Origin of the sequence: Cronobacter muytjensii ATCC 51329, from assembly GCF_001277195.1 — a bacterium.
Classification (GTDB): Bacteria; Pseudomonadota; Gammaproteobacteria; order Enterobacterales; family Enterobacteriaceae; genus Cronobacter; species Cronobacter muytjensii.
In genome coordinates this window covers 4,232,063-4,255,391 of record NZ_CP012268.1, presented here as the reverse complement: position 1 = coordinate 4,255,391, position 23,329 = coordinate 4,232,063, and the positions used below count along the sequence as shown (strand labels likewise).

Genomic DNA, 23,329 nt, shown 5'->3' with positions numbered 1-23,329 from the left:
TGTTCTTTAATTTCAATGTTAGGTTTATTTCCTGGCTTTCGCTAGTAAACTGACAGTCATACTCTTTGTATATTGAGGGCGCCATGGCTCTTGTTTTTTCAATTGGCATTGATTCGCTATGGGATGAGCTGCGCCATATTTCGGCAGGCGGGCTGGGATGGATAAATTGCGACCGCTATAGCGACGCAATATTGTTCGTTAATCAAACACTTCAGGCACAAGCGCCGCAAACGAAAGTGGCTGTCATTACCATGAGCGCCGCGCCGGAAACCCTTATTTCTCCGCTTCCTCCCGCGCCGGCAGGCCCGGATGAAGTACGTCTGTTTACCATGCCGAATAGTCAGGATGCATTTCATCATCTGCATCACGATCTGCTTTGCAGTTTTGAACCGGAAAACTATTTTATCGTCCTGCTGTGCGCGGAAAACGCCTGGCAGGGTGTCGCGCCCGCTCATATTAAAGCCTGGATAAGAAAAAGCCAAAGCTGGGCACAAGAACAGCGCTGCACATTGCTGATTATTAATTCCGGCGCGCAGGCCGATCGGCAAACGTCAATGTTAATGAGCGAATACCAGCACCTTTCCGGCCTCGCCACGCTGCGCTATCAGGGCGATGCCTGGCTGTATGATGTGGCGTTCTGGTTTAACGATAAAGGCGTGAGCGCGCGTCAGCAGTTGCAGGTCACGTACGCCAATGGCCGTCTGGCGCTGGTGCCGCGTCAGGAAGTCTCGTTGCAATCGCGCAGCGACGAACGCCGTGTGCTGAGCCATATCGCCGTGCTGGAAGGCGCGCCACCGCTCTCCGAAAACTGGACGTTGTTTGAAAGCAACGACGCGCTGTTTAACGAGGCCCGCCAGGCCCAGGCCGCGACGGTTATCTTCTCGCTCACCCAAAACAACCAGATTGAAGGACTGGCGCGTCACGTACATGCGCTGCGCCGCCAGCGCGGCAGCGCGCTGAAAATTATCGTGCGCGAGAACAAAGCCAGCGTGCGCGCCACCGATGAACGACTGCTGCTGGGCTGCGGCGCGAATATGGTGATCCCGTGGAACGCGCCGCTCTCCCGCTGCCTGACGCTTATCGAAAGCGTGCAGAATCAACAGTTCACCCGCTTTGTGCCGGAAGATGTGAATACGCTGCTGGAGGCGATGCAGCCGCTGAAAATGCGCGGCTATCAGCCGTGGGACGTTTTCTGCAACGCCGTCGGCGCGCTGATGAATAACGTACTTATCCCGCAGGACAACAAAGGCATTCTGGTGGCGCTGCGCCCGGTGCCAGGCATTCGCGTCGAACAGGCGTTAACGCTCTGCCGCCCCGGGCGCATGGGCGATATCGTCACGCTCGGTGAAAACCGGCTGGTGCTGTTTCTCTCGTTCTGTCGGATAACCGATCTCGATACCGCCCTGAGCCATATCTTCCCGCTGCCGATAAGCGAGCTGTTTTCCAACCGCATGGTGTGGCACGAAGATAAGCAGATAGCCGCAGAGATTTTCCAGATGAGCGCGATGCGCCCGGAGCAGTGGACCGCGCCGCTTGCGATGACGCGTCAGGCGAGCCAGACCGCCGCCATCCTTACGGATGCGCCGAAAACTCCCGTACGCCGTACGCCGACGCCCATTACGCTGCTTAACGATCCGGCACAGGAGCGCGCGTTATGATGTCGATTAGCGATATTCTTCAGCTTATTGCGCTGTGCGCGCTGGTGTTCATTCCTTTGGGGTATGCGCTGTGCGTGGGTAAGCGGCGTATGATGAAAACGCTGCGCCCGTTGCTGTTTCGCCCCCGCTTTGTTAAACCCGCTGGTACGTTGCGCCGCCGCTCTACCGTCAAGGCTAATGTAAAACATGACTAATCACGTTCACTCCGCTCCCCTTGCCCGCTCGGGCTGGCAAAACTGGCGCGGTCTTTCCGGCTGGAACTACTATTTCCTGCTGAAATTCGGCCTGCTCTGGACGGGCTACCTGAATTTTCATCCACTCGCCAACCTGGTGTTTATGGCGTTTCTGCTGTTTCCGATCCCCAATCTGCGCCTGCACCGTCTGCGCCACTGGATAGCCATTCCGGTCGGTATTGGCCTGTTCTGGCACGACACCTGGCTGCCGGGGCCGCAAAGCATTATGAGCCAGGGCTCGCAGGTGGCGGGCTTTAGCACCGACTATGTGCTGGACCTGGTGACGCGCTTTATTAACTGGCAGATGATAGGCGCCGCCTTTGTACTGCTGGTCGCCTGGATGTTTGTCTCCCAGTGGGTGCGGGTGACGGTATTTGTGGTGGCGATTTTGGTCTGGCTTAACGTGCTGACCATTACCGGCCCGATCGTCTCGCTATGGCCTGCCGGGAACACCGCGCCCGCAACGGTGACGACCACGGGCGGCGGCGCGGCGCCGACGGTGGCGAATACCGCCAATAACCTGGTGGCGGGCGATATACCGCTGCAAACCGCCCCCGCAAGCTCACAGAGTATTAATGACTGGCTGAACAGTTTCTACGCCAGCGAGGCCAAACGCCAGACGACGTTCCCGGCGAGCCTGCCAGCCGACGCCCAGCCGTTTGATCTGCTGGTCATTAACATTTGTTCGCTGGCGTGGGCCGATGTGGAGGCCGCCGGCCTGATGTCGCACCCGCTGTGGTCGCATTTCGATATCGTGTTTAAGAACTTTAACTCCGGCACATCATACAGCGGCCCGGCGGCTATCCGTCTGCTGCGCGCCAGCTGCGGCCAGCCGTCGCATAAAAACCTGTATCAGCCCGCCGGCGAGCAGTGCTACCTGTTCGATAACCTGGCGAAGCTCGGCTTCAAGCGTCACCTGATGATGGACCATAACGGCGTGTTCGGTAACTTCCTCAAAGAAGTGCGCGAAAACGGCAATATGCAGGAGCCGCTGATGGATCAGTCGGGGCTGCCGGTGAATCTGCTGTCGTTCGACGGCTCGCCGGTGTATGACGACGCGGCGGTGCTTAACCGCTGGCAGCAGACCGTGAAGGGCGAAGGCAGCGGCGATCGCAGCGCCACGTTCTTTAACCTGCTGCCGCTGCATGACGGCAACCACTATCCGGGCAACAGCAAAACCGCCGATTACAAAGCGCGCGCGCAGAAGCTGTTTGACGAGCTGGACGCGTTCCTCACGCAGCTCGAAAAAGAGAATCGCAAAGTCATGGTGGTGATCGTGCCGGAGCATGGCGCGGCGCTGCAGGGTGATAAAATGCAGGTTTCCGGCCTGCGCGATATCCCGAGCCCGGCTATCACGCACGTGCCGGTCGGCATCAAGTTTATCGGCATGAAGGCCCCGCATCAGGGCGCCGCGGTTGAGATAGATCAGCCAAGCAGCTTCCTTGCGATTTCGGAACTGGTAACGCGGATGCTGGATGGGAAAAACTTTGTGGCCGATAACGTGGACTGGCAGGGGCTGACCAGTAATCTGCCGCAGAGCGCGCCGGTCTCTGAGAACGCTAACGCCGTGGTGGTGCAATATCAGGGGAAACCCTGGGTGCGCTTAAGCGGCGGCGATTGGGTGCCGTACCCGCAGTAAGCCGGTGTGGTGGAGCGTGGCGGGGGCGCAGGCTTACCCGCCCTATAACGACGCTACCGGTATTATTCGCAGGGACACGCGAAGCGCATCCACCACGGCCTGCCATAACACCCATAAAAAAAGCCGACGCTCTGCGTCGGCTTTTTGTTTCGCGCGTAGGTTATGGAATGCGCGGCTCGCCGGTTTCATCCTGATCGACGGCGAAACAGGCCACTAACTGACCGTTATACTCCTTCAGCTGCGGCTGGATCTGCGTGCACGGCCCGAAACGGCGGCGGCAACGGGCGCTGAAGGCGCACCCCGGCGGCGGATTCAGCGGGCTTGGCAGCTCGCCGGTGAGCTTGATGCGCTCGCGGCGGTCGTCCGGGTTCAGGCGCGGCGTCGCGGAGAGCAGCGCCTGGGTGTACGGATGACGCGGGTTCGAGAAAATCTGGTCTTTGGTGCCCTTCTCCACGCAGCGGCCCAGATACATCACCATCACTTCATCGGCGATGTGCTCCACCACCGACAAATCGTGGGAGATAAACACATAAGAGAGCCCCAGATCCTGCTGCAAATCCATCATCAGGTTCAGGACCTGCGCGCGCACCGAGACATCAAGCGCCGACACCGGTTCGTCGGCTATCACCACATCCGGGTCGAGCATCAGCCCGCGCGCGATAGCGATACGCTGACGCTGGCCGCCGGAGAACATATGCGGATAGCGGTCGTAATGCTCGGTTTTGAGACCGACTTTCGCCATCATCGCCAGCGCTTTTTCGCGGCGCGCCTCTTTGCTGAGCGAGCTGTTAATGAGCAGCGGCTCCTCAAGGATTTGCCCCACTTTTTTACGCGGATTCAGGGAGCCATACGGGTTCTGGAACACGATCTGGATTTTCTGGCGGCGCAGTTTCTCCGCCGTTTCGTCGGGTTTCAGCAGATCCTGGCCCTGATAGTAAAGCTCGCCGCCGGTCGGCGTTTCTATCATCGTCAGCAGACGGCCGAGCGTGGATTTCCCACAGCCGGACTCGCCCACCACCGCCAGCGTTTTGCCGCGCTCAAGGGTAAAGGAGACGCCGTCCAGCGCCTTCACCAGACGTTCCGGCGCGAAGAAACCCTTCTTCACCGGGTAGTGTTTTTTCAGGTCGATAGCCTGCAACAGCGGGTGCTGCGTGGTGGCCTCATGCGTGCTCATAATTGGTTGGCCTCCCGGCATCATCGAGGGGATAGTGGCATTTCGACTGGCGGCCGTTGTCCACCAGGTTTAACGCCGGTTCTTCGGCGCGGCAGCGCTCGGTGGCGTAGGGGCAGCGCGGGTTGAGCAAACAGCCCGTCGGACGGTCATATTTCCCCGGCACCACGCCCGGCAGCGACGCCAGACGCGCTTTATCCTGCGCGAACTCCGGTAGCGCGCGCAGCAGCGCCTGCGTGTAGGGGTGGCGCGGCGCGCGGAAGATATCCCGCGCCTCGCCGGTTTCCACCACCTGGCCTGCGTACATCACGATGATTTTGTGCGCCGCTTCGGCCACCAGCGCGAGATCATGGGTGATAAGGATCAGCGCCATGTTCTCTTTTTGCTGAAGCTCCAGCAGCAGTTCAATAATCTGCGCCTGGATAGTTACATCCAGCGCGGTCGTCGGTTCATCGGCAATCAGCAGCTTCGGACGACAGGCGATCGCCATCGCAATCATTACGCGCTGGCTCATCCCGCCCGACAGCTGGTGCGGGTAGACGTCAAGACGCGACGCCGGGTCCGGAATGCCGACCAGGTTGAGCAAGTCGATCGCGCGCTGGCGGCGGGTCTTTTTATTGCCGCCCTGGTGCACTTTGATCGCTTCCATAATCTGGAAACCCACGGTGTAGCAGGGGTTCAGACTGGTCATCGGATCCTGGAAGATCATCGCCACTTCGGCGCCCACCAGGTTACGGCGATCTTTTTCCGAGATACGCTGTAAATCCTGGCCGTTGAATTCCAGTTTGTCCGCCATCACGCGGCCAGGAAAATCGATAAGGCCCATGATAGCCAGCGAGCTGACCGATTTGCCCGAGCCCGATTCCCCCACAATGCCGACCACTTCGCCCTGGTTCACGCTGTAGCTTACGCGGTCTACGGCGCGGAACGGGGTGCCTTCGTCGCCGAAGTGCACCGATAATTTATCTACATTCAGTAACGCCATCTCGTGCCTCTTTACTGCTTGAGTTTGGGGTCGAGCGCGTCACGCAGGCCGTCACCCATCAGGTTAAATGCCAGCACCGTCAGCAGGATTGCGAGACCCGGGAAGGTCACGACCCACCAGGCACTTTGCGCGAACTGCAACACGTCGGAGAGCATGGTGCCCCACTCCGGTGTTGGCGGCTGCGCGCCCATGCCGAGAAAGCCCAGTGCGGCCATATCGAGAATGGCATTCGAGAAACCAAGCGACGCCTGAACAATCAGTGGCGCAAGGCAGTTAGGGAAAATATTCACGAACATCTGGCGCATCGCGCCCGCGCCCGCCACGCGCGAGGCGGTGACGTAATCGCGGCTCACTTCCACCAGCACCGCCGCGCGGGTTAAGCGCACATAGTGCGGCAGCGCCACGAAGGTGAGCGCCAGCGAGGCGTTAACGATGGACGGGCCGAAAATCGCCACCAGCACCAGCGCCAGCAGCAGGCTCGGCAGCGCCAGCATAATATCGACCACGCGCATGATGATGGTGTCGACGATGCCGCCGAAATAACCCGCCACCAGGCCGAGCACAATGCCCATCACCAGCGACAGCACCACCACCAGACAGCCGACCAGCAGCGACAGGCGCGCGCCGTACATCAGGCGCGACATCACATCACGGCCTACGTCGTCGGTGCCGAGAATATGCGCCCAGGTGCCGCCATCCTGCCAGACCGGCGGGGCCAGCAGCGCGTCGCGGAACTGCTCCGCCGGGTTATGCGGCGCGATAAAGTTCGCGAAGACGGCGATGATTATCATCACCACCACATACACCAGGCCGACCACAGCGCCTTTGTTACGTTTGAAGTAGTGCCAGAACTCCTGCATCGGCGTCATCGGCACCGGTGCGGCCACCACTTTGTTTTCAGTCATTTGCGTCATGATGGCCCCTTATTTCTTATGACGAATACGCGGGTTCACCACGCCATAGAGCAGATCGACCAGCAGATTGACGAGAATAATCATCGTCGCCACCAGCAGCACGCCGCCCTGCACCACCGGATAATCGCGGCGCTGCAGCGCGTCAATCAGCCAGCGGCCGAGCCCCGGCCAGGAGAAGATGGTTTCCGTCAGGATAGCGCCCGCCAGCAGCGTGCCCACCTGCAGCCCAATCACCGTCACGACCGGCAGCATGGCGTTACGCAGCGCGTGAATGATAATGACGCGCATGCGGGTCAGGCCCTTGGCGCGCGCAGTGCGGATGTAATCTTCGCCGAGCACTTCCAGCATCGCGGAGCGGGTCATACGCACAATCACCGCCAGCGGAATGGTGCCGAGCACCACGGCAGGCAGGATCATATGCGCCAGGGCATCGATAAAGTTGCCCTCTTCGCCCCAGATGGCGGTGTCAATGAGCATAAAGCCGGTCAGCGGATTGGTGTCGTCAAGGAACACCATATCGCTGACGCGCCCGGAGACCGGCGTCAGGTTCCACTGCACCGAAACCAGCATGATAAGCATCATGCCCCACCAGAAGATAGGCATGGAGTAGCCAGTCAGCGCCAGGCCCACCGCGGTGTGATCGAAGATGGAACCGCGCTTCACGGCGGCCAGCACGCCGACCGGAATGCCCACGGCGACGGCGAAAATCATCGCGCAAATGCCCAGTTCCAGCGTCGCTTTAAAGCGCGGCACGAACTCTTCCCAGACCGGGAGGCGGCTTTTCAGCGAGATCCCTAAATCGCCATGCAGCACGCCCCAGATGTAATGGAGATACTGTTCCCACAGCGGCTTGTCGAGGCCAAGCTCGGCCAGCAGCTGCGCGTGACGCTCAGGGGAAATACCACGTTCGCCCGCCATGATCATCACCGGGTCGCCGGGGATCATATGGACGAAGGCAAAAGTGAGAAGGGTGATACCGATAAACGTCGGGATAACAAGCCCCAGACGTCGGAGGATGAACTGCAACATAACCCGGATTCTCTGTAATGACGCACAACCAGGGGATGTGGTCTGTATTGCTCACAAATCTCATTCCCTCCCCTGTGAGAGAGGGAATAAAGCACTGCTGCCGGGTGCGCTGCCCTTACCCGGCCTGCAAGTGTAGACCGAGATAAGCGCAGCGTCGCCGGACACGGGGCGCTCACGCGCCCCTGATGGTTTTAATTATTCAACGGAGACGTTTTCGAAGTGGTGTTTGCCCAGCGGATCGACCACGTAGCCTTTGACCTCTTTACGCACCGGCTCATACACGGTGGAGTGCGCGACGATAAGCGCCGGCGCCTGATCGTGCATCACGACCTGAGCCTGTTTGTAAAGTTCGATACGTTTGTTGTGGTCTTCAGTGGCGCGCGCCGGCTGAATCAGATCTTCAAACGGCTTGTAGCACCAGCGAGAGTAGTTGGAGCCATCTTTCGCCGCGTCGCAGCTGAACAGGGTTGCGAAGAAGTTATCCGGATCCCCGTTGTCGCCGGTCCAGCCCATCATCACGGCCTGGTGCTCGCCCGCTTTGGCGCGTTTCAGATACTCGCCCCACTCGTAGGTCACGATTTTGGCCTGAACGCCGATTTTCGCCCAGTCAGCCTGGATCATCTCGGCCATACGGCGCGCGTTCGGGTTGTACGGACGCTGTACCGGCATCGCCCACAGCTCAACGGTAAAGCCTTTATCCTGGCCTGCTTCTTTCAGCAGCGCTTTGGCTTTCTCGACGTCATAGGTGTAATCCTTCACGTCGTCGTTGTAACCCCACATGGTCGGCGGGATCAGGTTTTTGGCGGCAACGCCCGCGCCCTGGTAAACCGCTTTGATGATGGCGTCTTTATTCACCGCGTAGGTCAGCGCCTGACGCACTTTCACGTCGTCAAACGGCTTTTTCTCGGTGTTGAAAGAGAGGTAGCCGACGTTCAGACCCGCCTGCTCCATCAGGTTAATGTTTTTATCCTGCTTCATGCGCGCGATATCTGCCGGGTTCGGGTACGGCATCACCTGACACTCATTTTTCTGCAGTTTGGCGTAACGCACAGACGCATCCGGCGTAATAGAGAAGACCAGACGGTCAATCTTCGGCTTAGTGCCCCAGAAGCCCTGGAACGCTTTATACAGAATACGGGAGTCTTTCTGGTATTGCAGAAGCTGGAACGGGCCGGTGCCGATCGGGTTCAGGTCGACTTTCTCCGGAGTGCCGGCTTTCAGCATATTGTCGGCGTATTCTTTAGAGAGAATTGAGGCGAAGTCCATCGCCATATCCGCGAGGAACGGCGCTTCCGGGCGCGTCAGCACAAACTGGACGGTATGGTCGTCGACTTTTTTCACTTCGCTAATCAGCGTCGGCAGGCCCATGCCTTCGAAATATTCGTAGCTACCGCCAGAGACTTTATGATACGGGTTTTGCGCGTTTTTCTGACGATCAAACGAGAACACGACATCATCGGCGTTAAATTCGCGCGTCGGTTTAAATTCTTTATTGTCCTGCCATTTCACGCCTTTACGCAGATGGAAAGTATAGGTTTTACCATCTTCGCTGACGTCCCATTTTTCCGCGAGCCCCGGAATAATTTCCGTGGTGCCGGTTTTAAATTCTACCAGGCGGTTATAAATAGGCACAGAGCTTGCGTCATAGGTGGTGCCAGAGGTGAAGAGCTGTGGGTTAAAGCCTTCAGGCGAGCCTTCTGAACAGTAAACCAGGGTTTTGGCTTGTACGCTTGCGGCGCAGGCCATAGCCAGCAGGCTCAGACCAAACTTCAGCATCCCTGACTTCTTCAAGGAAATACTCATTCTTCTGCTCCAATGTGATAGGTGTTGTGTTATCCGTCAGACCTTTTTTATTTTTTGCCCGGTCCGATCGGTAATGGTGAGGCTGGGGATTCCTTTCGCAAGGGAGACTGAGTTGCAGTACAGATTGTCCGTAAAATGACCCTCACGCCCTACAATCTGTCAACAGAACAGGCAAACGTCAATACAGCTATCCGGGATTTACAACCGGGGTGAGAAACGGCAAACAAAGATTAAAAAAACCTCATGGCCGTGTTTTCAGCACGGAAATTTATGCTACGCCCATGCTGGCAGAATAATCATCTTGATAATTTGTAACATCCAGCGCTTATGTTTTATGCGGTTAATCTAAAATTTCTCGCGCTGTGGCGAACTTATGAACGGTTTATGGCGAAATTTGTTAAGCATGCAGCAAAAAATGCTAAGGCGATATATAAGCAGAGGGGAAAGTATGCGGCGTGTTTCATAACTATTTTCAATGAAATATGTCACAGAATCGTGTTCAGACGACAAAATCGAAGCTAAATAAGACGGGCGAATTAAGCGGCGCGTCAGCGTTCGACAGATAATGCCTGGCGCCGATTCTTAATGGGGCAGAAATGCGATAGCGTGAATGAATAAAGCCTGCCTTTTCGGTTTCATAAACGCCGGAAAGCAAAAAGCCTGCTCACTGAGCAGGCTTTTTAAATTTGGTCGGTGCCAGAGGATAACTCGCCGCTGCGCGGCTTCGCCCTGCGGGCCGTTGCTGCGCAACGTTCTCTCGCTACGCTCGGGTCGAATCTCCCTGCCCCTGGAGGTTCTCATCCTCGCAGACGCCGGAAAGCAAAAAGCCTGCTCACTGAGCAGGCTTTTTAAATTTGGTCGGTGCCAGAGGATAACTCGCCGCTGCGCGGCTTCGCCCTGCGGGCCGTTGCTGCGCAACGTTCTCTCGCTACGCTCGGGTCGAACCTCCCTGCCCCCGGAGGTTCTCATCCTCGCAGACGCCGGAAAGCAAAAAGCCTGCTCATTGAGCAGGCTTTTTAAATTTGGTCGGTGCCAGAGGATAACTCGCCGCTGCGCGGCTTCGCCCTGCGGGCCGTTGCTGCGCAACGTTCTCTCGCTACGCTCGGGTCGAACCTCCCTGCCCCCGGAGGTTCTCATCCTCGCAGACGCCGGAAAGCAAAAAGCCTGCTCATTGAGCAGGCTTTTTAAATTTGGTCGGTGATAGAGGATTCGAACCTCCGACCCCTTCGTCCCGAACGAAGTGCGCTACCAGGCTGCGCCAATCACCGAATGCGGGGCGCATATTACTGCGCACCCTAATCCTCGTCAATCCCTTACTTTAAAAAAGCCGCGCGATCGGCTGAAAAGCCAGCGATATGGCTATTTTGCCGCATCAGGAACGTGGCACCAGTTGTTATTCTGGTTGATGCCGCCGTCCGGCGACTGATAACCCAGACAGCCCATAATGGTGTCGAACAGCTCAACGTGGCGATGCGGACGCTTCTGCTGCGCCTGCAGTTTAAGCTGCGCGAATGCCTGCGCGTGTTGCGGGTCGGCCAGGTAGCTGTCAGACATCCAGACCATCATCGGCACGCGGAACTGCTCCGGCGGCGCGATATTGCGCGGCGTACCGTGCAGATGCTCTTTCTCGTTGATCGACTCGCCATGATCCGCCGCATAGAAAACAATCGCTTTCTTGTTACGCACCTGGTCGATGACATCAGAGATAAAGCTGTCGACGTACAGCACCGAGTTATCGTACGCGTTAATCAGCTCCTCGCGGCTACAGCTGGAGTCAACGCCCATGCACTCCGGCTGCCAGCGCGCGAAGCTGCGCGGATAACGCTGCACATAGTTATAATGCGAGCCTTTGGTATGCAGGATGATGAGGTGCTTGCCCTTCTCGTGGTTGGTCAGCGAGTTTTTCATCTCATCCACCAGCAGCATGTCATCCACCTGCTTGCCGCGGTTGCGCGGCTCGGCGCCTATCTGCTCGCGGTAGGCGATGTTGTCCGCCATCGTGTTGCTGTAAAACCACATCTCGCTCTGCATCGCATAGAGATCTGCGCTAAAGCCCAACTGCTTGAGCACTGCGAAAACGTTCTGCTCTTTCAGGGTGCGCTGTGGATTATCGTCCGCGCCGCCTTCACGAACAAACATACAGCGCAGCGACAGTTTGGTCGCCGTGTCGCACGACTCGCCGCGGAACGCCGCCAGGTTTTTCTCCTGCGCGAGTTTCGGCGTGGTGTCACGGTCGTAACCGAGCATGCCCATGTGATCCCAGCGCGTGGTTTCGCCGATGATAAACACCACGTAGGTGTCATCGATGCCCTGCGGGGCCTGCCAGGTGAATTTTTTGGCCGGGTTCAGCAATGATTTGTTATCGCTCGACTCGTCCACCTGCGCCCAGGCGTAGAGGCCCAGCGCAGAGAGCCAGTTCGACGGCAGATAAGAGTTCGCCACCACGCCGCCGTAGCTCGGCATATCGACGCCAGAGGTGCGTTCTTCGTTCTTCTGCTGCAAATCCAGCAGGCGAATCGGCGCCCAGACCAGCAGGCCGGCCACAATCACCACCGCCGCGCTTTTCAGGCGTTGATCGCGCGTGCGCAGCTGGCGCAGCAGCGTATCGCGGCAGCGATTGCCCCAGATAAGCGCCAGCGGCACGATACATACCAGCACCATCCAGGCGATAAACTGCCAGCCGATCACCTCTTTTGAGAGATCAATATCAGTAGTCATCACTGACGCGATGATCCCGTAGCCAATCACGACGTTCATAAACGTCATGTAATAACTGGCCGCGGCGGAGAACAGGACGATAAGCGTCGTCAGCACGCGCCAGACGCGTCGCCCGAACAGCGACAGCACGCGCAGCAGGAAGAACGTGACCAGCACAGTCGCCGCCAGCTCCACCACCATTGAGACGCCATTAACCCAGGTGAGATTTTGCGCATAACCATCAAAACGACGGTACAGCACCGCGCAGTTCAAAAACAGACCGATGTATACCGCCAACAGAAAGCTCAGCTTCTGCTGGGTCATCGAAAGGATGTATTTCATGCAAACCGTCCAGGCAAAGCAGGCACTAAAAACCCTTTACCCAAAAAAGGAAAAAAGAATGTACAGGTAACGGCCGTGAGGGAATCAGGAGATTCTTAACTCAGACGCGGGGAAGTAGACCACAGAAGCGGGAAAAAGTGCGGGCTTTTAGGGCGGTCCGGCCTCTATTTACAAAAATATGAGGCCGGAACCGCATTTTATGGCGCGTGAAGCCGGTTAGTCGGTAATCACATTCAGCTTAACGTCGATATTGCCGCGCGTGGCGTTGGAGTACGGGCAGACAATGTGCGCTTTCTGCACCAGTTCTTCCGCTTCCGCACGATCCATGCCCGGCAAATGAATATCCAGCTGGGCTTCAATTCCGAAGCCGGTCGGCAGCGGGCCAATCCCCACCTGACCTTCGATAAACGCCTCCTGCGGCACTTTCTTTTTCTCCTGCGCGGCGACATGCTTCAGCGCGCCTAGGAAGCAGGCGGAATAGCCCGCCGCGAAGAGCTGCTCCGGGTTGGTCACCTGACCACCCGCGCCGCCCATCTCTTTCGGCACGCCGAGTTTCACATCCAGCACGCCGTCATCAGACGTTGCCCGGCCATCACGGCCGCCAGTCGCTTTCGCTTTTGCGCGATAAACCACTTTTTCTAAGGACATCTTGTTCTCCTTTGTGTTGGCAATCACAGCTAGTAAGCATAGAACGTCTGAGCGAACTGGGGAGAAAGTGAGAACAATCGGGGAAACAGCGCCGCCGCAGGATGCGGCGGCGAAGGGCGAATCAGGCGCGGGCGTGTTCCCAGGTTTCGCGGCGCGGCTGGCGAATGGTGGTGGAAATCGCCAGCGACACAATCAGCAGCGCGAAGATAACGCAGAAGGTGACGTAAAAGCCGCCAAACAGCGAGGCGATAATCGAACCGCAGATGCTGCCGATACCGAAGCCGAGATAAATCACGCCGTAGTTTTTAGCAAGATTATTAAGCCCGAAGAAATCGCTGACCAGCGACGGATACACCGTGATCGTGCCGCCGAAGTTAAACGCCACGCAGGCGATGGCCGCGAAGAACGTCACTTCATTGAGCGGGGCGAAAAGCAGCGCCGCCATACCAACCAGCGACACCACCTGGCCCAGCGTAATCACGCGAATGCGCGGCATTTTATCGGAGAGAATGCCAAGCACCAGACGGCCCGCCAGGTTGGCGATGGAGATAACGGTAACGGCGTTCGCGGCGGTAGCGGCGTCGAGGCGCACCATGCCCTGGGCGATATCTTTCGCCACGCCAATGACATACAGGCCGCTCATGCAGGCGGTCAGGAACATCAGCGCCAGCATCCAGTACTGCGGTTTACGCATCGATTCGGCAAGGCTGTAATCGCCTTCACCTGCGTTATTGCCCGCGCTTGCAGGCTGCAGCGGCGCGTCTTTCATCAGCAGCGCGCCGCCGATGATCATCACCATCACGAGGCCGCCCCAGATAATAAACGTATGCTCAAGCCCGACGGATGCCAGCAGATGGCTGTCGATAAATTTAAAGCCGAGGCTGCCGAGACCATACGAGCCGATGGAGAACGCGGAGATAAGCCCTTTGCGCTCCGGGAACCACTTCACGCAGTTCGAGAGCGTCAGCAGATAACCGGCACCGTCCGCGAGGCCCACCAGCAGCCCGGCGCTCAGCCAGAGCATCAGCAGATTGCTGGCGTGAGAGGTTAACACCAGGCCCAGCCCCAACAGTACGCCAGAGGCGATCGTCACGCGTTTTACGCCGAAACGCTCCTGCAACTTCCCGGCTACCGATGATGACAGCGCCAGCCCCAGGCTCAGCAGCCCGAAGGAAAACGCCACCTGGCTTACCGGCTCGTCGAGCTTTTGCGATAGCGCGCCGTTAAACAGGCTCCAGGTATAAACCGAGCCCAGCGCGAACTGGGTCACAATGGTGCCCACCAGGGTGAGCCACCGGGTACGCTGTTGGATGGATGTATTCATGGTTGTTATCCCAAAGAAAAGAAGAAAGCTTCACTACCTGCAACGATAGCGAAACCCCTACTTTTGCGGGGGAAAACGGCATGAGATGCCGCTGACGCGGAATGAACTGCATGAAAAAAGGCATGGATGGCCTTGAACGGGCGGCAAATGCCCGCCCTAAAACGTCGCGCTGACGCCGAGATTGTACATTTGCGCGTCGTTTTCACTCAGCCGCCCTTCCGCCTGGGAGAAGGACGCCCAGGCCGCAACATGCTTGTTAATCGGCATATCGGCACCAAACGAGACATCCATCCATGAGCCATACTGGCTGGTGGGCAGCAGCGGCTGCATATTCCACAGCGGATCGCCGTGCTGTTGGTTATAGCTGACCTGCGCCCAGGGCCGCAGAGCGCCGATACGCGAGTCGAGCCGCCAGCCCAGCGAGCCGACGCTCGGGTGCCAGTATGCGTCGTCCGCGCTCAGGCCGTTCTCCTGAACGGGAAGCCCGCTGGCCTCGCGCCGCCAGCCAGCCACCGGGCGCGCGACGACCGGCAGTGGCAATGACAGATTCAGCCCCGGCGACGTGATTAACGTGTCGTCGCGCTGCGTCTGCGCCACCCGTTCGGCGAGGATCTCCTCATAGCTCGGGGTGCGATCGCTGTCCCACGTATAGCGTTCAGACGTATTACTTTGCGGGTCAACAGCGATATATTCCTGTTGCCAGGCGTGTGCCGCCTGCGTAAAAACCAGAGACCACAAAAGCACCGCCGCGCGTCGCAACGCATGGCGTCCAGAGATTGTTATCATCATCAAGGCGACTCCAGAAAAGAGCCGATTCCGGCAGTTTTTATTGGCTTTATTAGCGGAAATGCGAATAACCCTGAATTAACTATTGTCTCTTTATTCGCAACGTCAAGCCGCTTCAGAAAATCGCCAGGATGTTTATGACCATAAGGAAAAGCAGGATGGAACGTTGCGGATGGGTCACTCAGGACCCGCTTTATCTCGCCTACCATGATGATGAGTGGGGCAAGCCTCAAAAAGATAACCACACGCTGTTTGAAATGCTCTGCCTGGAAGGCCAGCAGGCAGGGCTTTCCTGGATAACCGTGCTGAAAAAACGCGAACACTATCGCCGCTGTTTTCACGGGTTTGATCCGAATGCTATCGCGCAGATGGGGCCGGAGGCGGTTGACGCGCTGGTGCTTGAGCCAGGGATTATCCGCCATCGCGGCAAGATCGAGGCGATTATCGCCAACGCGCGGGCGTATCTCGCCATGCAGTCGCAAGGGGAAGATTTCGCCAGGTTTGTCTGGTCGTTCGTTGATGGCGCGCCGAAGATCAACTCACCCGCCACGCTCGCGCAGGTGCCGGTCACAACGCCGCAGGCGCAGGCGCTCTCAAAGGCGCTAAAAAAACGCGGTTTTAAATTCGTCGGCCCCACCATTTGCTACGCCTTCATGCAGGCCTGCGGGCTGGTGAACGATCATCTCGCAGGCTGCGGCTGCCACCCGGAGAACCGGCCGTGATCCGCGCGCAACGCCCTGCCGACCGCGAACGGGTGCTGGCGCTGTGGCTTGCCAGCACTACCGCCGGACATCCGTTTATCCGCCCCGACTACTGGCGCGCCAGCCTGCCGGTGGTGCGCGATGTCTATCTGCCCGGCGCCTGCACCTGGGTGGAGGAAGAAAACAACGCGTTACGCGGCTTTATCAGCGTGATGCATGAGAAATTTATCGGCGCGCTGTTCGTCGCGCCGGCGTGGGCGGGAAAAGGCGTCGGCACCGCCCTGCTCACCCATGTGCAGTCGCAGTACGACACCCTGAACCTTGAGGTCTATCAGAAAAACACCCGGGCGGTGAATTTCTATCACGCCCGGGGGTTTCGCATTGAAGAGAGTGCGTGGCAGGAGGAGACCCGCCACGCGACGTGGATTATGCGCTGGCAGGCGGATCAAACGCCGTAACAACCGGCGCCGGGCCTTCATATTTCTCCACGCGCACCAGCGACGAGTTCGCCGCGCAACCGTTGCCGAGCCGCGAGGTGGGGATATCGCGCGTCAGCACATTTACCGCGCCGTTCTTGCAAAGCCCCTTCTGCTGCCAGTCAAAATCGGGCCACGCGCCCTGATGCAGGCAAATGACGCCCGGTTTAATGCCGTCGGTCACTACCGCGCCGGCCAACACCTGGCCGCGATCGTTCCATACGCGCACCAGATCGCCATCATGGATACCGCGTTTACGGGCGTCGTCCGGGTGCAGCGTCAGCGGCTCGCGTCCGGCCACTGCGTAACGTTCGCGCAGCGCCGAATAGTTGAGCTGGCTGTGCAGGCGGTGCGCAGGGTGCGACGAGAGTAGCTGCAGCTCGTCCGGCTGCGCGTTGCCGTGCCACTCGTCCGGCTCAAGCCATGTCGGGTGCGGCGGGCAGTCGGCATAACCGAAACTCGCGATACGCTCTGAGTAGATCTCAATTTTTCCGCTCGGCGTACTGAGCGGGTTCGCCGCCGGATCGGCGCGAAACGCGCCAAAACGGACAAATTCGGCGTTTTTCGGGTTCTCCGGCATCTCGATTATCTGGTTCGCTTCCCAGAAATCCGCGAAATCCGGTAGCGTCACCTGCTGGGCCGCGCCGCGCTCGCGGGCGATGTTGTAAAACGTCTCCAGCCATTCGAGCTCGCTTTTGCCTTCGGTGAAACGCTCGCGCCCGCCGGTTTCCCAGCGCCCGGAGAGTTCAGCGAAAATATCGAAATCGTTGCGCGCTTCATACTGCGGCGGCACGACCTGCTTCATCGGCACCATATGCTGATTGCTGTAGTCGCCGGTCATGGTCATGTCGTTGCGCTCAAAAGATGTCGTCACCGGCAACACGATATCGGCGTGCTTCGCCGCCGCCGTCCAGAAGCATTCGGAAATCACCACCAGCTCCGGCTTCTGCCATGCGTTGATAAGCCGGTGGGTTTCCTGGTGATGAGTGAAATTCGCGCCGCCTGCCCACCAGATAAAGCGAATATCGGGGAAAATACGTTGCTGGCCGTTATGCGGGTATTCGCCGCCGGGGTTTTCCAGCGCCTCGACGATGCGCGCCACCGGGATTTTATCCACCGCGTCGGTACCGTCCGCGACTGTGCCCTGCATGGATGCCAGCACCGCGGCGCGGCGCGTCGGGTTGCCGCCATTCGCGAAGTGATAGGACAGCCCAAAGCCGCCGCCCGGCAGGCCAATCTGGCCGAGCATGGCCGCGAGCGTCACCAGCATCCAGTGTTTCTGCTCGCCATACTGCTGGCGCTGCATGCCCCAGCCCGCCATCAGCATGGTGCGATTCTGGCTGAAAAGCCGCGCCAGCTCGCGGATGGTCGCCGCGTCGACGCCGCAAATCGCCGCTGCCCAGGCGGCGTTTTTCGGCGTGCCGTCGCGCTCGCCGGTCAGGTAGGCCGCAAACTGCGCGTAGCCATGCGTACAGGCGTTAAGGAAGTCATTATCCTGCCAGCCGTTTTCCACCAGCGTATGGGCGATGCCAAGCATCAGCGCCACATCGGTGCCCATATGCGGGGCTATCCACTCCATGCGCTCGCCGAAGAAATCGGCGGTTTCCGGGCGCATCGGGTTGATGCAGATAAGCTTTTTACCGCTCTCTTTTAACTGCTCGAAATAGCCGATGCCCTGTTCGTCAGAGGCGTTCCAGGCGATTTTCAGCGTATTAAGCGGGTTGGCGCTCCACAGCACCACCACATCGCTGTGCTCCAGCACCAGCGGCCAGCTCGTCTGCTGCTGATACACTTCGTTGCCGCCCAGCACATAGGGCATGATCACCTGCGCGGCACCCGTGGAGTAGTCCCCAAGATGGCCGGTATAGCCGCCCGCGAGACTCATATAACGTTGCAGCAGCGTCGCGGCTTTATGCAGCACGCCGTTGGAGCGCCAGCCGTAGGAGCCTGCGAAAATCGACGACGGGCCGTAGCTTTCGCGGATACGCCGGTGCTGCTGGTCGATCAGACGCAGCGCCTCATCCCAACTGATTCGCACAAATTCATCCTGTCCGCGCACGCCCTGCGGGCTGTCCGGCGAGGCGAGAAACCCCTTGCGCGCCATCGGGTAGCGCACGCGCGCCTTGCTGTGCACCTGATCCGGCACGGCGGTTTGCAGCGAATTCGGGTGACGCGTCGGCAGCGCGCCCTGAGAGGACAGAACGGTCTCACCGTCGGTCTCAACCACCATAGGCCCCCAGTGGGCGGCGGTAACGATGCGTTTTAAAGCAGATGGGTTAGCCAAAACGGGCTCCTGACTGGCGTTTGCAGATGAGGCGGCGTGAGTATGGTCACTTTGTCGCCGCTCGATTCGTTATGGATGACAAAATCGGAACACTCCCCGGAATTTTCATCATATTCACCCCTCATAATCAACCTCCGCCACTCCAGGCGTACCAGAATTAAATTGAATAAGGATATGCGATGAAAAAACGCATCATGTTTGTGGCCGCGATTGTCAGCGGCGCACTGGTTATTTCAGGCTGCACCACTAACCCTTACACCGGCGAACGTGAAGCGGGTAAATCCGGCATCGGCGCGGGCCTCGGCTCGCTGGTCGGCGCGGGCGTCGGCGCGCTCTCTTCATCGAAAAAAGATCGCGGCAAAGGCGCGCTGATTGGCGCGGCGGCGGGCGCGGCGCTCGGCGGCGGCGTGGGGTATTACATGGACGTTCAGGAAGCGAAACTGCGCGAGAAAATGCAGGGCACCGGCGTCAGCGTTACCCGCAGCGGCGATAACATTATCCTGAATATGCCGAATAACGTGACCTTCGACAGCAGCCAGGCGAACCTGAAACCGGCGGGCGCCAACACCCTGACCGGCGTGGCGATGGTGCTGAAAGAGTACCCGAAAACCGCCGTGAATGTCGTGGGCTACACCGACAGCACCGGCGGACAGGCGCTGAACATGAAGCTGTCGCAGCAGCGCGCGGAAAGCGTGGCCAGCGCCCTCATCACCCAGGGCGTCGCCGCTAACCGCATCCGCACCAGCGGTATGGGCCCGGCGAACCCTGTCGCAAGCAACAGCACCGAAGAGGGTAAAGCGCAGAACCGTCGCGTGGAAATCACCCTGAGCCCGTTGCAGTAACAGGCAACCGCCTCACCGGAAATGGCCGGCGAGGCGGTATCACGCCTTAGTGATGCAGCATTTCGTCGACGATCTGCGCTTTGCTGAGCTGATACGGATAGTACGTCGGCCAGTTATCCATCTCTTTCAACAGCGCCTCATGCGAGGTATTGCCCATATAAATATGGAAATGCGCGGACTGGCGCGGCGCGATGGTGTGATCGCTGAATTGCACGAATTTTGGCGCTTTCGACGCGCTGTCGGTGCATTCAAACAGGTAACGCACGCCTTTTTTACCTGAGACGTAATGCAGGATCTTATAGCCGTTATATTTGTATTCGCAGGCATTCACGGTGTCGCCCACGTGAAACTCCATCACGTTGTTTTCAATGCCAATCATCCCGACATCCGTGGCGTAACCTTTTTTATAATACGCGCGATATTCTTCGACGGTTTTGCCGCCTTCTTTCGCTTTTTTCGCCAGCACCGGATCTAAATCGCCATTCAGCAGATACGGGTTAAGCGATTGCCAGACCCCGTCCCAGTTACTGAGCGGGCGATCTTTTACGTCGTTATCGTTAAACACCCCTTCGCTGGCCTGGCGCTCTGCTTCGGTCAACGGTTTGCCGTGATGATGGCCGTGGGCCAGGCTTTGGGTGCTGGTAAGCAGAAGCCCCATTCCCAGTAACAAGGCTAACTTCTTCATTGGTCTCACTCTCCTGTGTAAGCGACTGTCATGAATTGATACGTTATAACATAAATATAAACAGCGCTACAAAATCGTGATATCGCGAAAAGCCGCCAGTGGCGATAATGCACGGTCTGGCCAACACTCGCTTTACGGCGGCCACCCAAATCATCTAATAATAAAAACCGTCACCTGCCCCACCGGCGTTGTAGCCTGAGAAGGAAATCTCATGACCCCAAAAGCGTCCCGCCCGACCATCAGTGATGTCGCCCGCGCCGCGAAAACCGGTAAAACCAGCGTCTCCCGCTATCTGAACGGCGAAAAGCACCTGCTTTCCGGAGATCTTCTGGCCCGTATTGAACAGGCCATCGCCCAGCTCGACTATCGCCCAAACCAGATGGCACGCGGGCTGAAACGCGGCCGCACCCGGCTTATCGGCCTTATCATCGCCGACATCACTAACCCGTATTCGGTCAATGTTTTAAGCGGCATCGAGGCCGCGTGCCGGGAAAAGGGCTTCACGCCGCTGGTCTGTAACATCAATAACGAACTCGATCAGGAGCTGCATTATCTGGATTTGCTGCGCAGCTATCAGGTGGAAGGGATTGTGGTAAACGCGGTGGGAATGCGCGAAGAGGGGCTGAACCGGCTGCAACAGTCGGCGCTGCCGATGGTGCTTATCGACCGTAAAATTCCGGATTTCGCCTGTGACGTGGTTGGGCTCGACAACACACAGGCGGCTACCACCGCCACGGAGCATCTGATAGAACAGGGCTTTGAGGCGCTGCTGTTTTTAAGCGAGCCGCTCGGCACGGTCAACACGCGCCGCGAGCGCCTGACCGCGTTTCGCGCCACCGCGGCCCGCTACCCCGGCGTGGTGGCGGAAAACGCCGAAACGCCGTTGCATGAGGCGGACCATCTCGACAACACGTTACGCCACTTCCACACGCGCTATCGCGGAATGCGCAAAGCGGTGATCTCCGCTAACGGCGCGCTGACGCTGCAGGTGGCGCGTTCGCTTAAACGCATCGGCCTCAACTGGGGCGCGGATATCGGCCTGCTCGGCTTTGATGAACTGGAGTGGGCGGAACTTGCGGGCGCTGGCATCACGACGCTGAAGCAACCGACCTGGCAAATTGGCTACGCCGCGCTGGAGCAGGTGGTGAAGCGCATTGAGGGCCAGTCGCAGGCGGTGCGGGAGCAGCTTTTCTCCGGCGAACTGATCGTGCGCGGCTCGACGGCGCGATAATCGACGGTTCGTGACCCCGATCATAAATTCACCATCCTGGGCTTCTCTTTGGAACCGGTTCCATCTAGCGTAATAACTATGTTATGCAGATGTAACCACTCCGGAGAAGTTAATGGAGAGAGAAATTATCGTCGTCACCGCCGCCTATGGTAACGACAAAATTAAAGCGCTCGGCGGCCAGCAGGCCGTGCTGCCGATTATCGCCGAAGCGGGCGCTGACGGCGTGGAAATTCGCCGTGAACTGCTCGACGCCGCCGAACTGGCTTCCCTGCCGGTGCTGGCGCAAGCCATCGCTAATCACCGGCTGAAAGCCTGTTATTCCGCACCGGAGCCGCTGTTTGAACACGACGGCAAAATCAACGCGCGCCTGCCCGCGCTGCTCGCCGAAGCGCACGAACTTAACGCCCGCTGGCTTAAGCTCTCACTCGGACATTTCAGCCAGTCGCATCAGGCGGAGCCGCTCGCCGGCCTGCTCGCGCTCAGCGACGTGGCGCTGGTCGTGGAAAACGATCAGACCGAATGCGGCCGCCTTGCGCCGATGCGCCGTTTTCTCGCCGCCAGTAAAGCGCTCAACCTGCCTGTCCGCCTGACGTTTGACATGGCCAACTGGCTGTGGGTGGACGACGCGCCGGAAGACGCCGCGCGCGCGCTCCACACAGGCGTCAGCTATATCCACGTGAAGGCCGCCACTGCCCATCATTACCACTATCGCGCCATCGCGCTGGATGACGCCGGGCCGCGCTGGCGCGCGCTGCTGGAGATGCTGCCGGCAGACGCGCCGCGCGGCATTGAATTTCCGCTGGAAGGGCGCGATTTAACCGCCGTGACCCGCCACTACGTCAACCTGCTGCGCGAGGAGTGAACATGGAACAGCCACTGGATGTGATTACGATTGGCGAAGCGATGGCGATGTTCGTCGCAACCGAGCCAGGCTCTCTTTCGCAGGTTGAACACTTTATCAGACGCGTGGCGGGAGCGGAGCTGAACGTCGCCACCGGCCTTGCGCGTCTCGGCCTGAACGTGAGCTGGGTGAGCCGCGTCGGCAATGATTCTTTCGGCCGCTTCGTACTGAACCAGCTGGAAAAAGAAGGTATCGCCACCCGTGGCGTGACGATTGATGACCGTTTCCCGACCGGCTTTCAGCTGAAATCGAAAGTGACAGATGGAACCGATCCCATCGTGGAGTATTTCCGCAAAGGCTCTGCCGCGAGCCATCTGAGCACCGAAGACTTTAACGCGCCCCTGTTTTACAGCGCCCGTCACTTACATCTGAGCGGCGTGGCGGCGGCGCTTTCCGGCACCTCTTACGATCTGCTGGATCACGCGGCACGCGCCATGAAAGCCCAGGGCAAAACGCTCTCCTTCGACCCGAACCTGCGCCCGGTGCTGTGGAAAAGCGAGGCGGAGATGATCGAAAAACTCAATCACCTCGCCAGCATGGCGGACTGGCTGCTGCCGGGCCTGAAAGAGGGCCAGCTCCTGACCGGCCAGCAGAGCCCGGAAGGCATCGCGGATTTCTACCTGACGCGCGGCGTGAAGGCCGTGGTGATTAAAACCGGCGCTGACGGGGCGTGGTATCAGGCGGCAAGCGGCGAGCAGGGCATGGTCGCCGCGGTGAAAGTCGAGAACGTGGTGGATACGGTGGGCGCGGGCGACGGCTTTGCGGTAGGCGTGATAAGCGCCCTGCTGGAAGGCAAAACGCTGCATCAGGCCGCGACGCGCGGTAACAGGATTGGCGCCCTGGCGATTCAGGTGCAGGGCGACAGCGAAGGCCTGCCGACCCGCGCGCAACTGGGCGAATAATCCCCTCGCTCTCAGGAGAGAGAAGCCCCCTTGCGGCTGCACAAAGATATGGCCTGAGACCGGGCGCCAGACGCAACA

Annotated in this window: 20 protein-coding genes, 1 tRNA gene and 3 other RNA genes; 9 read left to right on the top strand and 15 right to left on the bottom strand. The window is 58.8% G+C overall.

What is annotated here, in order from left to right; genetic code table 11:
• Positions 1-83 precede the first annotated feature (83 nt).
• From bcsE to bcsG, 3 genes are read left to right on the top strand one after another with little or no spacing between them, the layout of a single operon-like run.
• Positions 84-1,658, top strand: a complete 1,575-nt coding sequence (bcsE, locus tag AFK63_RS19465; protein ID WP_038866828.1) for a cellulose biosynthesis protein BcsE — start codon at positions 84-86, stop codon at positions 1,656-1,658.
• Positions 1,655-1,852 (top strand): cellulose biosynthesis protein BcsF, encoded by a 198-nt coding sequence (gene bcsF / locus AFK63_RS19460; protein ID WP_007753678.1) that lies wholly within the window; start codon positions 1,655-1,657, stop codon positions 1,850-1,852. The genes bcsE and bcsF overlap by 4 nt, the downstream gene beginning before the upstream one ends.
• The gene (gene bcsG / locus AFK63_RS19455; RefSeq protein ID WP_038866826.1) at positions 1,845-3,530 is read left to right on the top strand and encodes a cellulose biosynthesis protein BcsG; all 1,686 of its coding nucleotides are present in this window, start codon (positions 1,845-1,847) and stop codon (positions 3,528-3,530) included. The genes bcsF and bcsG overlap by 8 nt, the downstream gene beginning before the upstream one ends.
• Positions 3,531-3,690: 160 nt before the next feature.
• On the opposite strand, the gene dppF is transcribed toward bcsG, so the two are convergent.
• The 13 genes from dppF to AFK63_RS19400 all read right to left on the bottom strand — a co-directional run bounded on the left by dppF (position 3,691) and on the right by AFK63_RS19400 (position 15,232).
• Entirely contained in the window at positions 3,691-4,704 is a 1,014-nt protein-coding gene (gene dppF / locus AFK63_RS19450; protein WP_038866824.1) for a dipeptide ABC transporter ATP-binding subunit DppF, read from the bottom strand.
• Positions 4,691-5,686: a dipeptide ABC transporter ATP-binding protein gene (gene dppD, locus AFK63_RS19445; RefSeq protein WP_007703029.1), complete on the bottom strand. Its 996-nt coding sequence runs from the start codon at positions 5,684-5,686 to the stop codon at positions 4,691-4,693. Before dppD ends, dppF begins: the two co-directional genes overlap by 14 nt.
• Positions 5,687-5,697: 11 nt before the next feature.
• The gene (gene dppC / locus AFK63_RS19440) at positions 5,698-6,600 is read right to left on the bottom strand and encodes a dipeptide ABC transporter permease DppC (protein WP_038866821.1); all 903 of its coding nucleotides are present in this window, start codon (positions 6,598-6,600) and stop codon (positions 5,698-5,700) included.
• 9 nt (positions 6,601-6,609) lie between these two features.
• On the bottom strand, positions 6,610-7,629 hold the full coding sequence (dppB, locus tag AFK63_RS19435) for a dipeptide ABC transporter permease DppB (protein ID WP_007724059.1): 1,020 nt from the start codon (positions 7,627-7,629) through the stop codon (positions 6,610-6,612).
• 195 nt (positions 7,630-7,824) lie between these two features.
• Entirely contained in the window at positions 7,825-9,432 is a 1,608-nt protein-coding gene (gene dppA, locus AFK63_RS19430) for a dipeptide ABC transporter periplasmic-binding protein DppA (protein ID WP_038866819.1), read from the bottom strand.
• Positions 9,433-10,119: 687 nt separating this feature from the next.
• Positions 10,120-10,255: non-coding RNA, RtT sRNA (locus tag AFK63_RS20930), on the bottom strand.
• A 32-nt stretch (positions 10,256-10,287) separates the two neighbouring features.
• Positions 10,288-10,423, bottom strand: a non-coding RNA gene (locus AFK63_RS20925) — RtT sRNA.
• 32 nt (positions 10,424-10,455) lie between these two features.
• Positions 10,456-10,591, bottom strand: a non-coding RNA gene (locus tag AFK63_RS20920) — RtT sRNA.
• A gap of 32 nt (positions 10,592-10,623) precedes the next feature.
• Positions 10,624-10,700 (bottom strand) — tRNA-Pro (locus AFK63_RS19420).
• Positions 10,701-10,791: 91 nt separating this feature from the next.
• Positions 10,792-12,471: a kdo(2)-lipid A phosphoethanolamine 7''-transferase gene (gene eptB / locus AFK63_RS19415; protein ID WP_038866783.1), complete on the bottom strand. Its 1,680-nt coding sequence runs from the start codon at positions 12,469-12,471 to the stop codon at positions 10,792-10,794.
• Positions 12,472-12,687: 216 nt separating this feature from the next.
• Positions 12,688-13,119, bottom strand: a complete 432-nt coding sequence (locus AFK63_RS19410) for an organic hydroperoxide resistance protein (RefSeq protein ID WP_007753714.1) — start codon at positions 13,117-13,119, stop codon at positions 12,688-12,690.
• 121 nt (positions 13,120-13,240) lie between these two features.
• On the bottom strand, positions 13,241-14,443 hold the full coding sequence (locus AFK63_RS19405) for an L-lactate MFS transporter (protein ID WP_038866781.1): 1,203 nt from the start codon (positions 14,441-14,443) through the stop codon (positions 13,241-13,243).
• 156 nt (positions 14,444-14,599) lie between these two features.
• Positions 14,600-15,232, bottom strand: a complete 633-nt coding sequence (locus AFK63_RS19400; protein WP_038866778.1) for a lipase — start codon at positions 15,230-15,232, stop codon at positions 14,600-14,602.
• A 155-nt stretch (positions 15,233-15,387) separates the two neighbouring features.
• Here AFK63_RS19400 and AFK63_RS19395 point away from each other — a divergent pair, with 155 nt between their 5' ends.
• Together AFK63_RS19395 and AFK63_RS19390 are read left to right on the top strand one after the other, a co-directional pair.
• Positions 15,388-15,951 carry a DNA-3-methyladenine glycosylase I gene (locus AFK63_RS19395; RefSeq protein ID WP_038866776.1) on the top strand — a complete coding sequence of 188 codons (564 nt, stop codon included), beginning with the start codon at positions 15,388-15,390 and terminating at the stop codon, positions 15,949-15,951.
• Positions 15,948-16,388: an N-acetyltransferase gene (locus AFK63_RS19390; RefSeq protein ID WP_038866774.1), complete on the top strand. Its 441-nt coding sequence runs from the start codon at positions 15,948-15,950 to the stop codon at positions 16,386-16,388. Before AFK63_RS19395 ends, AFK63_RS19390 begins: the two co-directional genes overlap by 4 nt.
• Here the strand turns inward: AFK63_RS19390 and AFK63_RS19385 are convergent.
• Complete coding sequence (locus tag AFK63_RS19385; protein ID WP_407638556.1) at positions 16,357-18,636, bottom strand: molybdopterin guanine dinucleotide-containing S/N-oxide reductase; 2,280 nt, start codon at positions 18,634-18,636, stop codon at positions 16,357-16,359. The genes AFK63_RS19390 and AFK63_RS19385 overlap by 32 nt on opposite strands.
• A gap of 233 nt (positions 18,637-18,869) precedes the next feature.
• On the opposite strand from AFK63_RS19385, the gene AFK63_RS19380 reads away from it, so the two are divergent.
• Positions 18,870-19,532: an OmpA family lipoprotein gene (locus tag AFK63_RS19380; RefSeq protein ID WP_038866770.1), complete on the top strand. Its 663-nt coding sequence runs from the start codon at positions 18,870-18,872 to the stop codon at positions 19,530-19,532.
• A gap of 46 nt (positions 19,533-19,578) precedes the next feature.
• Here AFK63_RS19380 and zinT read toward each other — a convergent pair whose 3' ends face one another.
• Positions 19,579-20,217, bottom strand: a complete 639-nt coding sequence (zinT, locus tag AFK63_RS19375; RefSeq protein WP_038866767.1) for a metal-binding protein ZinT — start codon at positions 20,215-20,217, stop codon at positions 19,579-19,581.
• A 211-nt stretch (positions 20,218-20,428) separates the two neighbouring features.
• On the opposite strand from zinT, the gene AFK63_RS19370 reads away from it, so the two are divergent.
• The 3 genes from AFK63_RS19370 to AFK63_RS19360 all read left to right on the top strand — a co-directional run bounded on the left by AFK63_RS19370 (position 20,429) and on the right by AFK63_RS19360 (position 23,251).
• Positions 20,429-21,448 (top strand): LacI family DNA-binding transcriptional regulator, encoded by a 1,020-nt coding sequence (locus tag AFK63_RS19370; RefSeq protein WP_038866764.1) that lies wholly within the window; start codon positions 20,429-20,431, stop codon positions 21,446-21,448.
• A 112-nt stretch (positions 21,449-21,560) separates the two neighbouring features.
• Positions 21,561-22,310 carry a sugar phosphate isomerase/epimerase family protein gene (locus AFK63_RS19365; protein ID WP_038866762.1) on the top strand — a complete coding sequence of 250 codons (750 nt, stop codon included), beginning with the start codon at positions 21,561-21,563 and terminating at the stop codon, positions 22,308-22,310.
• 2 nt (positions 22,311-22,312) lie between these two features.
• Positions 22,313-23,251 (top strand): sugar kinase, encoded by a 939-nt coding sequence (locus tag AFK63_RS19360; RefSeq protein ID WP_038866753.1) that lies wholly within the window; start codon positions 22,313-22,315, stop codon positions 23,249-23,251.
• Positions 23,252-23,329 lie beyond the last annotated feature (78 nt).

Bases quoted from the DNA above. Each gene is read 5' to 3' on its own strand.
- AFK63_RS19395 (WP_038866776.1), top strand. From the start codon at position 15,388: ATGGAACGTTGCGGATGGGTCACTCAGGACCCGCTTTATCTCGCCTAC.
- AFK63_RS19410 (WP_007753714.1), bottom strand. From the start codon at position 13,119: ATGTCCTTAGAAAAAGTGGTTTATCGCGCAAAAGCGAAAGCGACTGGC.
- bcsG (WP_038866826.1), top strand. From the start codon at position 1,845: ATGACTAATCACGTTCACTCCGCTCCCCTTGCCCGCTCGGGCTGGCAA.
- zinT (WP_038866767.1), bottom strand. From the start codon at position 20,217: ATGAAGAAGTTAGCCTTGTTACTGGGAATGGGGCTTCTGCTTACCAGC.
- bcsF (WP_007753678.1), top strand. From the start codon at position 1,655: ATGATGTCGATTAGCGATATTCTTCAGCTTATTGCGCTGTGCGCGCTG.
- AFK63_RS19405 (WP_038866781.1), bottom strand. From the start codon at position 14,443: ATGAATACATCCATCCAACAGCGTACCCGGTGGCTCACCCTGGTGGGC.
- dppD (WP_007703029.1), bottom strand. From the start codon at position 5,686: ATGGCGTTACTGAATGTAGATAAATTATCGGTGCACTTCGGCGACGAA.
- eptB (WP_038866783.1), bottom strand. From the start codon at position 12,471: ATGAAATACATCCTTTCGATGACCCAGCAGAAGCTGAGCTTTCTGTTG.
- dppB (WP_007724059.1), bottom strand. From the start codon at position 7,629: ATGTTGCAGTTCATCCTCCGACGTCTGGGGCTTGTTATCCCGACGTTT.
- AFK63_RS19360 (WP_038866753.1), top strand. From the start codon at position 22,313: ATGGAACAGCCACTGGATGTGATTACGATTGGCGAAGCGATGGCGATG.
- dppC (WP_038866821.1), bottom strand. From the start codon at position 6,600: ATGACGCAAATGACTGAAAACAAAGTGGTGGCCGCACCGGTGCCGATG.
- AFK63_RS19400 (WP_038866778.1), bottom strand. From the start codon at position 15,232: ATGATGATAACAATCTCTGGACGCCATGCGTTGCGACGCGCGGCGGTG.
- dppF (WP_038866824.1), bottom strand. From the start codon at position 4,704: ATGAGCACGCATGAGGCCACCACGCAGCACCCGCTGTTGCAGGCTATC.
- bcsE (WP_038866828.1), top strand. From the start codon at position 84: ATGGCTCTTGTTTTTTCAATTGGCATTGATTCGCTATGGGATGAGCTG.
- AFK63_RS19365 (WP_038866762.1), top strand. From the start codon at position 21,561: ATGGAGAGAGAAATTATCGTCGTCACCGCCGCCTATGGTAACGACAAA.
- AFK63_RS19385 (WP_407638556.1), bottom strand. From the start codon at position 18,636: ATGGTGGTTGAGACCGACGGTGAGACCGTTCTGTCCTCTCAGGGCGCG.
- dppA (WP_038866819.1), bottom strand. From the start codon at position 9,432: ATGAGTATTTCCTTGAAGAAGTCAGGGATGCTGAAGTTTGGTCTGAGC.
- AFK63_RS19370 (WP_038866764.1), top strand. From the start codon at position 20,429: ATGACCCCAAAAGCGTCCCGCCCGACCATCAGTGATGTCGCCCGCGCC.
- AFK63_RS19380 (WP_038866770.1), top strand. From the start codon at position 18,870: ATGAAAAAACGCATCATGTTTGTGGCCGCGATTGTCAGCGGCGCACTG.